This is a genomic window from Clostridium sp. AF27-2AA (assembly GCF_003478505.1).
Lineage (GTDB): Bacteria > Bacillota > Clostridia > Lachnospirales > Lachnospiraceae > Brotaphodocola.
This window is the reverse complement of record NZ_QUFI01000025.1, coordinates 34483-44897: the sequence shown is the minus strand read 5'-3', so window position 1 is coordinate 44897 and position 10415 is coordinate 34483. Positions and strand designations below refer to the sequence as shown.

The following is a 10415-nucleotide window of genomic DNA, read 5'->3' as shown; positions in this document are numbered from 1 at the left end:
CCATATTTATGCTCCGCGGAATGTCGGGATAACCGGCTTCTACTGTATTGGCCCCGCTACGAGAAAAATAAAATCAGCCAGAACGGTATTGATAAAAAGTCGGAAATTTCAGCTTTTTACCAGTACCATTCTGGCTGTGTTTTTTATTACCGTAGAATAGCAGGAAAGCAGAAGCAGGCCGGGGTGGTATCCTGCGTAGCATAAATAGAAGTGCAACGTGTCCGGCTATGTGGCGACTGACGTTTTCGGGAGGCGGACATCTTGTCCGACTATCCGCAAACGTCTGTCAGCCACATCGTCCGAACACAGCACTTCTATTTTGCGCAGCGGGCTACCACCCCGGCCTGCTTCGGACCTTTTGTGACTATTCTTGCTATATTATGATATAATTAGGCCAGATAGAATGAGGGAGATGTGTATGAATACAGAAAGAATTTTACTGGTGGATGATGAGCGTGCCATCCGCCTGGCGGTGCGCACGGCCCTGACCCGGGAGGGGATGCAGGTGACGGAAGCCTCCGATGGAAGTGAGGCGCTGGAGCTTCTGAAAAAGCAGCAGTTTCATCTGGTGATTCTGGATGTGATGATGGAGCGTGTGGGCGGCTATGAGGTGCTGCAGGCCATGCGGGCGGCGGGGGACCACACGCCGGTCATGATGCTGTCTGGAAAATCCGATGAGATGGACCAGGTGCTGGGACTTGGATTCGGTGCGGACAGCTACCTTACCAAACCTTTTCACACGGCGGTTCTGATCCAGACGGCCAAGGCCCTGATCCGCCGCAGCCAGATCTACAGTCAGGGCGGCGCGGAGAGCGGAATCCGGAAAGGGCCGTTTGCGGTAGATACCCTGAAAATGGAGTGCCTGAAAAACGGAGAACCGCTGAATTTCACGGCGAGGGAAATGACCTTGTTCCGGTTCCTGATGGAGCATCCGGGACAGGTATTTACAAAAGAACAGCTTTACATCCAGGTCTGGAATGAGGCCGTGGTGGACGATAACACCATCACGGTTTATGTGAAGCGGATACGGAACAAGATTGAGGATGATCCGAAGCAGCCGCAGTATCTGAAGACGGTGCGCGGAATCGGATATGTGCTGAGTGTGTGAGTACGCGGGTAGGCATTTTCTGAACTGAAAATGCCGTATGATATCGTGGTGGCAGCAGATTTTGCCGATTTGGAATGCGAAGCATCGGCAAAATCCGTTACTGTTTGCGCAACGCGTAAACAGTAACGTGTGAAGCAGGATCGGACTGAAATACACGGATGTGGCTTGACATTTCAGGGGATGCAGGAAGAAAGGAAAGACGAAGGATGCAGAAATTCCGAAGAATCGTCAGAAAACGGAAAACAGAGCTTACGGCAGCATGCCTGCTGCTGCTTTTGTCACTGGCCATGGCATTTGCAGGTTCCTGGTTTTACCGCCAGTACCGGAAACAGGTGATCCAGACGGAGGAAAGCCAGCTCTTAACGATGGCCGGAATCATTGGAAACAATCTGAATACCTATCTGGATGAGCAGTTAAAACAGATTGACCTGTTTTATGCGCAGGAGGCGGATTCTGAGAATAACATGCCGCCGGAGGATATTGAGACCCGGACCGCGTATTTTCTGAAGGAAAACGGAGGCCTATATAACTGGATTACAGTGACGGAATCGGATGGGACAAGCCTGCGGTACGAGCCGGGGAAAGAAGCAGTTCGGGAGCAGGCAGAAGAAGCTATCCGGCAAGGTAAAAATCAGCTTCCGGATCAGCCCTCCCGGATTTTTGGCAAGGCAATTTCCGGCCAGACCGGCTGGTATGAACTTTATATCCGGAAGGAAGTTCCTTCGGAGAACGGAATCTGTATACTGACCTTTGCCATGAATCTGGAAACCATCTATCAAAAGATCATTGCTCCGGTCAAAATTGGAAGAGACGGTTATTCCAGTGTCAAAGATCAGAACATGTGCATCATCATGCATCACGCCAAGGATCAGATTGGTCTGGAGGCATTTGATGACCGTATGAAAAAATACCCGGAGCTGGATCTGAGCAGCATGAATGCCTGGATTAAAAAGCAGGCGCAGGACACCTCCGGTACCGGTGTGATCGACACCTATGTCTGGGATGATCCGGGACTTTCCAGAGTACAGCGCGTGGTGGCATTCCAGTCCATTTACATTCAGGGAGAGCGCTGGATCGTCAATTCCACGATTCCGGTGCAGGAACTTTCCAGGCCGCTGGACAGTATGATGACCATGCTGACCGGCGCAGTACTTCTGTATATCCTGCTCCTGGTTGTAGCTACGGTCATTCTGTTGAAAAACCGTTTTCTGGCGGAAACTCAGCAGAAGGAAATCACCTATTTAAAAGAGATCAATCAGGGCATGGAGATGCTGGCACAGAAAAACAATGAAATCCGGCATTACCAGCGGATCCAGTCCCTCGGCATGATGGCCAGCCATATTGCCCATGAGTTCAACAATTACATGACCCCCGTGCTGATCTATGCGGAGCTTCTGGAAAATGACGATTCCATTTCAGCAGAAAATCAGGAGATGATCCATGAAATTACGGAAGCAGTGGATAAGGCATCGAACCTTTCCAGAGAGCTGCTGGCATTTTCCAGGCAGGACACCGGCGTGCGCCTGGAGCTGCTGAATTTTACGGAAGAGGTGGAGCATGCGGTTTCTGTTGTGAGGCAGCTGGCTCCGGCCGCGATCACGGTAAAAACGGAGCTCACAAAAGAACCCCTTTATGCGTTGGGGCGAAAACGTATGGCAGAGCATATCCTGATGAACCTCTGCAAAAATGCGTTTCAGGCCATGGAAAAAACGGAACGAAAAGAGCTTTGGATCCGTCTGCGCGCGAAAGATCCCGACACGATCTGCCTGCAGGTTTCCGACACGGGCTGCGGTATCGGGAATGATGCCATGCAGAAAATTTTTGAACCGTTTTACACCACAAAAGGTTCCAGACAGGGAACCGGGCTTGGTCTTTCTGTGGTTCAGAATATCGTCACATCCGTTGGCGGAAGCATCCGGGTGGAGAGCGGGGCAGATGTCGGAACGACCTTTATTCTGGAAATCCCCCAGAGCCGATCTGAGACAGAAAAGGACAGCCGAAAACGCTTAAAACAGGTACGAAGGATTGCCATTGTCTCCCGGGAAGCGTCGGAAAAAAGCTGGAAGGGATTATCAGCCGAAAAGCAGAAAACAGTAGATCTGTATGCACATCCGGCGGCACTGATTGACCGGATTCAGAAAAATCCGGATGCATATGAGCTGGTGATCGCGGAGTATACGCTTCCAACCATGAACGGCATTGAGCTGTGCGAGGTCATCCGCCGTATTAACCCGGAAATCCGCCTGATCCTTATTGCGGAGCAGAGCGGACCTGATTTTGAATGGTATTTAAACAACGGCATGATCGACCGGTTTATGCTGAAAGCAGAGTTTCGGGAAGAATTTGCGGAGCTGCTGGTGTAGGTGATGAGGCTGCGCGGTGTTAAAAAGCATCTTGACATCCGCACGGTTTTTGGTATATGATGAGCTTAATAAAGGGGAGTAACCTACGCTGGTAATCTGCGTTTGTGATGTCGTCAGTACGATGGAAGCATCCGGTGTCACAAAGAAACGGTGAGACTTTTATTGCATTATTATTGTGCAATAAAGGTCTCTTTTTTATCGAAAAGCCTTCATTGCATAAGAAATACAGCGGACAAATGCTTAGAAAGAGGAGGCAGAAATGATGAAGGAATTTTATCAGCAAACGGTGAAAGAGGTTCTGGATCGTGTGGAAAGCAGAGAGACAGGTCTCACCAGTGAGCAGGCCGGAAAATCTCGGGAAAGGTGTGGCTGGAATGAACTTGCAGAGGGAAAGAAGAAAAGTATCCCGCAGATTTTCCTGGAACAGTATAAGGATTTTCTGGTACTGATCTTAATTGCATCGGCCATTATATCCGGTATGCTTGGCGATGAGGAAAGCGCGGCCGTGATCTTGATCGTGATCACGATCAATGCGATCCTGGGCACTGTGCAGACCATAAAAGCGGAGCAGTCTCTGCAGAGCTTAAAGAAGCTTGCAGGACCGCAGGCCAAGGTACTGCGTGATGGTTCCACGATCCAGCTTCCGGCAAGAGAGCTGGTGGTTGGAGACGTGATCCTGGTGGAAGCAGGCGACATGATCCCGGCGGACGCAAGGCTGATTGAAAATGCAAGTCTTAAGGTTGATGAGAGTGCTCTTACCGGAGAGAGCCTTGCGGTCGAAAAGAGCTTAGAGGCTATTTTGGCAGAGGCTCCACTGGGAGATCGGACCAATATGCTCTTTTCCGGCAGCTTTGTGACATATGGACGCGGAAAGGCGGTAGTAACGGACATAGGAATGCAGACGGAGGTTGGAAAGATTGCAGGACTTTTGAAGTCAACTTCCGAAAAGCAGACTCCGTTACAGGTGAGCCTGGAAGAGTTTGGAAAGAAATTATCCGTTTTGATCCTGGTATTCTGCGGGATGTTATTTGCGATCAACGTATTTCGCGGGGAAAAGATCAGCAGTGCATTCATGTTTGCCGTAGCACTGGCGGTTGCGGCAATTCCGGAAGCGTTAAGCTCGATCGTAACCATTGTCCTTTCTTTCGGAACACAGAAGATGGCAAAGGAGCATGCGATCATCCGAAAACTGCAGGCAGTGGAAGGTCTTGGAAGTGTTTCCGTTATCTGCTCGGATAAAACAGGAACACTGACACAGAATAAAATGACGGTTGAGGATTACTATGTAGAAGGAAAACGAATCCCGGCAGCAGAGATTGACATAGCAGATCCGGCACAGAACTATCTTCTGGAGTGCAGTATTTTATGTAATGATTCGACGAATGAAAACGGAGTAGAGATCGGGGATCCGACAGAAACCGCATTGATTAATTTGGGAAGCCGGTACGGAATCGAGGCCGCAAGCGTACGGAACCGCTATCCGAGGGAAGGAGAGCTTCCGTTTGACAGTGACCGCAAGATGATGTCAACACTTCACAGGATAAACGGTGAAAACCGGATGATCGTAAAAGGAGCAGTCGACCGTCTGCTGGAGCTGACGGAACGGATTTGGACAAAAGACGGAATCCGCGAAATCACAGAAGCAGATAAAGAAACCATACAGCAGCAGAACCGTGATTTTTCAATGGAAGGCCTGCGTGTACTGGCATTCACCTATCGCGAAATTCCAAAGGAGCATGTATTAACAGCAAAGGATGAGGCTCATCTCGTATTTCTCGGCCTCATTGCCATGATGGATCCGCCGAGAAAAGAATCAAAGGCCGCCGTCGCAGAATGCATCAAAGCAGGAATCCGGCCGGTCATGATCACAGGAGATCATAAAATTACGGCAGCGGCCATAGCAAAAAGAATTGGAATCCTGCATGATTTATCGGAAGCCTGCGAGGGTGCGGATATCGAGAAAATGAGTGATGAGGAGCTGAAGGATTTTGTCCCGGATATATCTGTGTATGCAAGGGTTTCCCCGGAGCATAAAATCCGTATCGTCCGTGCATGGCAGGAAAAAGGAATGATCGTTGCAATGACCGGAGACGGTGTGAATGATGCTCCGGCGTTGAAGCAGGCGGACATCGGTGTCGCAATGGGAATCACCGGGACCGAGGTGGCAAAGGATGCTGCCGCCATGGTGCTTACCGATGATAATTTTGCAACCATTGTAAAAGCAGTAGAAAATGGACGAAATTTATATCGAAACATTCAGTATGCGATCCAGTTCCTTTTGTCGGGAAATTTTGGAGCAATTTTAGCGGTTCTGTATGCATCAGTCGCAGGACTTCCGGTTCCGTTCGCACCGGTACACCTGTTGTTTATTAATCTTCTGACGGATAGCCTTCCAGCCATCGCACTTGGCGTGGAGCCTTCTGACAGTGATGTGATGAATGAGAAACCAAGATCAGCGGACGAATCAATACTGACAAAGGATTTCCTCGGCAAAATCGGTCTGGAGGGCTTTGTGATCGGTGCGATGACAATGATCGCATTTTTGACAGGATATCACCAGGATGGCGCACTGCTTGGCAGTACGTATGCTTTCGGAACACTTTGCCTGGCACGCCTGTTCCATGGATTTAACTGTAAGTCGGATCATCCGGTTATCTTTACAAAACGGTTCTTTAACAATCCATGGCTGCAGGGAGCCTTTATGCTCGGCGCAGTACTGATCACCGCAGTATTGACTGTTCCCGGCCTTCATCGTGTATTTCAGGTGGAGACTCTCAATCCGGGACAGCTCGGCTGCGTATATCTGTATGCCTTTGCCAGTCTTCCGATCATTCAGTTGCTGAAGTGGATTCGTACGAAATTAGGAAAAAGTGGAGAAAGATAATGGATTTCAGTAAGCTATCTATGAAAAAAATTCGGGAACTGATCATTTTCACAGCACTGCTGGCAGCTGCGTTGTGGAAATTTGAAGTTGTGATCGATGTGCTGAAAACAATATGGGGAATCCTATTCCCCTTTGCACTGGGAGGCGCAATTGCTTTTGTCATCAACGTGCCAATGAGCTTTCTGGAAAAGATGATCTTTGGGAAGATCAAAGCCGGAAAGAAAAAAAGCAAAAAGCTTGCCAGACCGGTAAGCCTTCTTCTGACCATGATACTGGCTGTCGGTGTCATGGTACTGGTGATGTTTGGCGTGATCCCGCAGCTCACCCGGACTATGGGAACACTGATGATGAGCATTGCCGATTTTATTCCGCAGATGCAAAGCTGGATTCGGGATTTTTCACATAATAACCAGAGTATTATGAATTATGTAAATCAGATCCAGTTTCAGCCAGATCAGGCCATTCAGTGGGGAATCAGCATTCTTGGCAGCGGAGCAGGGAATATGATGAGCACGACCATGTCAGCAGTGAGCTCGATCGTCAGCGGACTTGCCACCTTTTTCATTGCATTTTCCTTTGCCTGCTATATTCTTTTTCAGAAAGAACAATTACACATACAGATAAGAAAGGTATGTTTTGCGTTTCTTTCCAAACAGAAAGCAAATGCACTCCTTAAAATCTGTTCCCTGATTTATCGGACATTTGCCAATTTCCTTACAGGACAGTGCTTAGAGGCTGTGATCCTCGGAAGCATGTTTGCCGTCACGTTAAGCATCTTGAAAATGCCCTATGCACTGCTGATCGGAATCCTGATCGCCTTTACGGCATTGATCCCAATCTTTGGCGCGTTTATCGGATGCGCATTGGGCTGTTTTCTGATTTTTATGGTAAGTCCGAAGCAGGCAATGCTGTTTATCCTTGTATTTCTGCTGCTTCAGCAGATCGAAGGGAATCTGATCTATCCGCATGTGGTCGGAGGTTCCGTCGGACTTCCGTCCATCTGGGTTCTTGCTGCAGTTACCATCGGCGGAAATCTTATGGGAATTGCGGGGATGCTCATCTTTATTCCGCTTGCATCTGTTTGTTATACTGTTTTCAGGGAAGTTGTGTATCTGCGACTGAAGGAAAAACATATAAAACGGGTGACAACGACAGCGGTGGAAGAATATACCGCGCAGGAATGGATGGATGCGGAAAAGAAATTGCAGGAAGGAGCAGCGAAATGACAAACAAAATGGAATCCCATAAGGAAAAAGCAGGATACTATATTTTGGACAGCTGTACCCGCTGCGGGCGATGCGCTCAGAAATGCCAACTTCATGCGCTGGTGCCGCGTCAGGGACATTACCGGATCGATTTACGTTTTTGCGATGGCTGCGGAATCTGTTATGAGATCTGTCCGATCGGGGCGGTGGCCAAGGGAAGCGAAGCGGATCAGTAGTGAGAAAATGAACGGAAGCAGGGCTGGAAGTTAGCAGAAAAAGCAAATTGGAATTCTTTGCGGTTGCCTGAGGCTATGAGCCCTGCCGCATGGAACACATCAAGGCATACTGGCCGGAAAACAACAGTGTCGGTTCCGGACAGGTGCTGCACTGTCCTTACATGGCAGCAGATGCCCGCCTGGTGGTGAAGGAGATGACATGGCAGACGGAGCGGAAACAGGAACTGGACGAGTACGAGAAAGCCGCGCTGGATGAATGGGAAAGTGGATTGGGACCGGAAAATAAAACTTCACAATTTCAAAGCCTTTCTTTTGGGAACATTTGTAAAGTTTATTTGTTACAATGAACTTAAAAGAAAACCCAAAGAGAGGATGAGGATCATGAAACAGGAACTGTTGAAAATCATGAAGGAAAGACGCTCTGTGCGCAGTTATAAAAAGGATCTTATGATCCCGGAAGATGTATTGCAGGAGATTCTGGAGACTGCAACTTATGCACCGACAGGCGGTGGGAGACAGTCACCGGTCATCATTGCAGTTACAGATAAAACCATGCGAGATCACATTGCGCATCTGAACGCGAAGATCATGGGAGATGAGAATGCAGATCCGTTCTATGGAGCACCGGCTATTGCGTTGGTTCTGGCAGATGGCAGCAAGAGCACTTGGGTGGAAGATGGTACAAACGTACTTTGCTATCTGATGCTGGCAGCAAAAGCATGTGATGTTTCCAGTGTATGGGTACACAGGGAAAAAGAAATTTTTGACAGTGAAGAAGGAAAGAAGCTTCTGAAACAGTGGAATCTTCCGGAAAACTTAAGAGGTGTCGGTGCAGTGGCACTTGGATACCTGGAAGGCGAGGAGCCGAAAGCAGCTCCCCGCAAAGAAGGTTATATCGTAGAAGTACGTTAAAACCGGACCTTAAATTTATAAAGATAGACAGCGGCCTCCAGCAGGAAATGATCATTCCTGTTATGGAGGTCTTTTTTTGTAATTTCCTGGATACTCTTGATGCGGTACGCAATGGTATTGTAATGCGTAAACATTTCTTCTGAGATTCTTTTTACATTTCCGGCATATTCAAAATAATAATCCAGAGTCTTTAAGAGATCTGTGTGTTTCTGGTAATCGGTTTCAATCAGCGGACCAAGCAGTTCCTGGACGAATAGGCTGGTTTCTTTTTCTGGGTCCGCAGCGTACAAAAGACGTAACAGACCGAGATTTTCAAAATCAAGAACAGTCTGTTGGTTCAGCAGCGCAGTGCGCAGTGCGGTGCGGGCTTCAGTATCGCTCTGGACGATTCCGCGGATACCCGGGTGAGGGCGGCCACAGCCGGCAGAAATATGAAGATCCGGATATTCCTGGGCAAGTGATGTGATCAGCTTTGGAATATGGTGTGATAAATGTTCCAGATCAGAACTGGATGCAGGGGCGTTCAGCAGGATCAGGTAATCATCGGAAGTAGGGACAATCCGTACGTCCAGTCCCAACCTTGAAAAAACAGAACGGATATTGCCCATAAGGAGTGTGTGCTGAAAATTTTTTTTATATTGATTTTTTTCATCCTGAATCTGTGTTTTTAAACGCAGAATTAGGTGGTTGTCAGCGAGTGTGAGCTTAAATTCATCGGCGCGGGTTTGTTCAAGCTGATGGTCTACGATAGGGTCTGATAGAAGATGGAGTAGAAAACTGGTGAAAAGAGAATCTCCCTGTTCCCGGACACTTTGTTCCCGCGTGATTTCCAGTGGAATGGCGGTGAGAACCTGCGATAAAAGCTCCGGGGGAAGCGCCGGAGACTGGGTCGGGTTGCAGATATAAAGGCAGCCGTAGGAGTGGTCCCCTAATGTCAGATCGTGCGCCTGGGAGCGCTGGATAAGTGTATTGATCATCTGAGATTCGGAGTCTGCCTTAAAATCGCTGCGGTCTTCTTCCTTAAGAAAGATACTGTGGCGGTTGTTGACGCTGTCTACAATGAGGATACTGCCGCCGGTAAGCTGGGAAATCATGAAAGCAATCTCATCTAGATTGGCTCCCTCGGTGATGGTCTGGGTCAGCATCTGGTTTACAGAAAGGGTATTTCGCAAAAGCGCAGTCCGGCGACGGGTCAGTTCGTCGGAAAGTACCTGGGTAATACGGGAAAACTGCATGTCGGGCGGAAGTACAATGAGCGGAAAGCCAGCTTCATTGGCTTGTTGGATCATAATGGGGGGAACAACGTTGTCGAGGTATTGTGAAGGTTTGATGCAGAATGCGGCCATCTGGTTTTGCACTAAAGTAGGAATATAGGCATTCATGGCATCAGGGTCCTGATAGACAGAAAAACAGGTGGATATCATCAGTTCACCCGGGGAAATCCACTGTCCGTAATCAGGGTTGTCGCTTAAGTTAATGCCGGAAACAGTGCGGTTTAACCCACTTTCACCGGCAGCAAGATAGCTGGTCGAAAAAATAGGGAGTTTTAAAAGCTCCTTTACGGTTGGGTAATAGGCTTCTTCAATATAGTAGTTCATCTGGGCTTCCTCCATTCAAAATTGAAACGCTTACCAAAAGTATAAGAAGTTTATTGTGAACAGTCAACATAGAAAATGACAAAATTAGTGATTATAATATGAAACATAA

9 protein-coding genes are annotated in these 10415 nt (G+C 48.3%); 8 read left to right on the top strand and 1 reads right to left on the bottom strand.

Annotated features, from left to right (window positions below):
- The 8 genes from DWY84_RS17580 to DWY84_RS12955 all read left to right on the top strand — a co-directional run.
- Window positions 1-204, top strand: a 204-nt coding sequence (locus DWY84_RS17580) for a hypothetical protein (protein WP_207665132.1), incomplete at its 5' end; no start/stop codon positions are given.
- 214 nt (window positions 205-418) lie between these two features.
- A complete protein-coding gene (locus DWY84_RS12980; protein WP_118533802.1) occupies window positions 419-1108 on the top strand; it encodes a response regulator transcription factor in 690 nt (229 codons plus the stop codon).
- A gap of 206 nt (window positions 1109-1314) precedes the next feature.
- Window positions 1315-3471, top strand: coding sequence for an ATP-binding protein (locus DWY84_RS12975; RefSeq protein WP_178716519.1), 2157 nt, complete (start codon window positions 1315-1317; stop codon window positions 3469-3471).
- A 262-nt stretch (window positions 3472-3733) separates the two neighbouring features.
- Window positions 3734-6355, top strand: coding sequence for a cation-translocating P-type ATPase (locus tag DWY84_RS12970; RefSeq protein WP_118533800.1), 2622 nt, complete (start codon window positions 3734-3736; stop codon window positions 6353-6355).
- Entirely contained in the window at window positions 6355-7581 is a 1227-nt protein-coding gene (locus DWY84_RS12965) for an AI-2E family transporter (RefSeq protein WP_243024856.1), read from the top strand. Before DWY84_RS12970 ends, DWY84_RS12965 begins: the two co-directional genes overlap by 1 nt.
- On the top strand, window positions 7578-7796 hold the full coding sequence (locus tag DWY84_RS12960; RefSeq protein WP_178716521.1) for a 4Fe-4S binding protein: 219 nt from the start codon (window positions 7578-7580) through the stop codon (window positions 7794-7796). Before DWY84_RS12965 ends, DWY84_RS12960 begins: the two co-directional genes overlap by 4 nt.
- An 89-nt stretch (window positions 7797-7885) precedes the next feature.
- Complete coding sequence (locus DWY84_RS17455) at window positions 7886-8143, top strand: hypothetical protein (RefSeq protein ID WP_178716517.1); 258 nt, start codon at window positions 7886-7888, stop codon at window positions 8141-8143.
- Window positions 8144-8177: 34 nt separating this feature from the next.
- Window positions 8178-8708, top strand: a complete 531-nt coding sequence (locus DWY84_RS12955) for a nitroreductase family protein (RefSeq protein WP_118533798.1) — start codon at window positions 8178-8180, stop codon at window positions 8706-8708.
- Here the strand turns inward: DWY84_RS12955 and DWY84_RS12950 are convergent.
- A complete protein-coding gene (locus DWY84_RS12950; RefSeq protein ID WP_182431750.1) occupies window positions 8705-10306 on the bottom strand; it encodes a PucR family transcriptional regulator in 1602 nt (533 codons plus the stop codon). The genes DWY84_RS12955 and DWY84_RS12950 overlap by 4 nt on opposite strands.
- Window positions 10307-10415 lie beyond the last annotated feature (109 nt).

What these genes read in the sequence shown, in the direction of transcription:
- DWY84_RS12980 (WP_118533802.1), top strand. Translation starts at nt 419, where the DNA reads ATGAATACAGAAAGAATTTTACTGGTGGATGATGAGCGTGCCATCCGC.
- DWY84_RS12975 (WP_178716519.1), top strand. Translation starts at nt 1,315, where the DNA reads ATGCAGAAATTCCGAAGAATCGTCAGAAAACGGAAAACAGAGCTTACG.
- DWY84_RS12970 (WP_118533800.1), top strand. Translation starts at nt 3,734, where the DNA reads ATGAAGGAATTTTATCAGCAAACGGTGAAAGAGGTTCTGGATCGTGTG.
- DWY84_RS12965 (WP_243024856.1), top strand. Translation starts at nt 6,355, where the DNA reads ATGGATTTCAGTAAGCTATCTATGAAAAAAATTCGGGAACTGATCATT.
- DWY84_RS12960 (WP_178716521.1), top strand. Translation starts at nt 7,578, where the DNA reads ATGACAAACAAAATGGAATCCCATAAGGAAAAAGCAGGATACTATATT.
- DWY84_RS17455 (WP_178716517.1), top strand. Translation starts at nt 7,886, where the DNA reads ATGGAACACATCAAGGCATACTGGCCGGAAAACAACAGTGTCGGTTCC.
- DWY84_RS12955 (WP_118533798.1), top strand. Translation starts at nt 8,178, where the DNA reads ATGAAACAGGAACTGTTGAAAATCATGAAGGAAAGACGCTCTGTGCGC.
- DWY84_RS12950 (WP_182431750.1), bottom strand. Translation starts at nt 10,306, where the DNA reads ATGAACTACTATATTGAAGAAGCCTATTACCCAACCGTAAAGGAGCTT.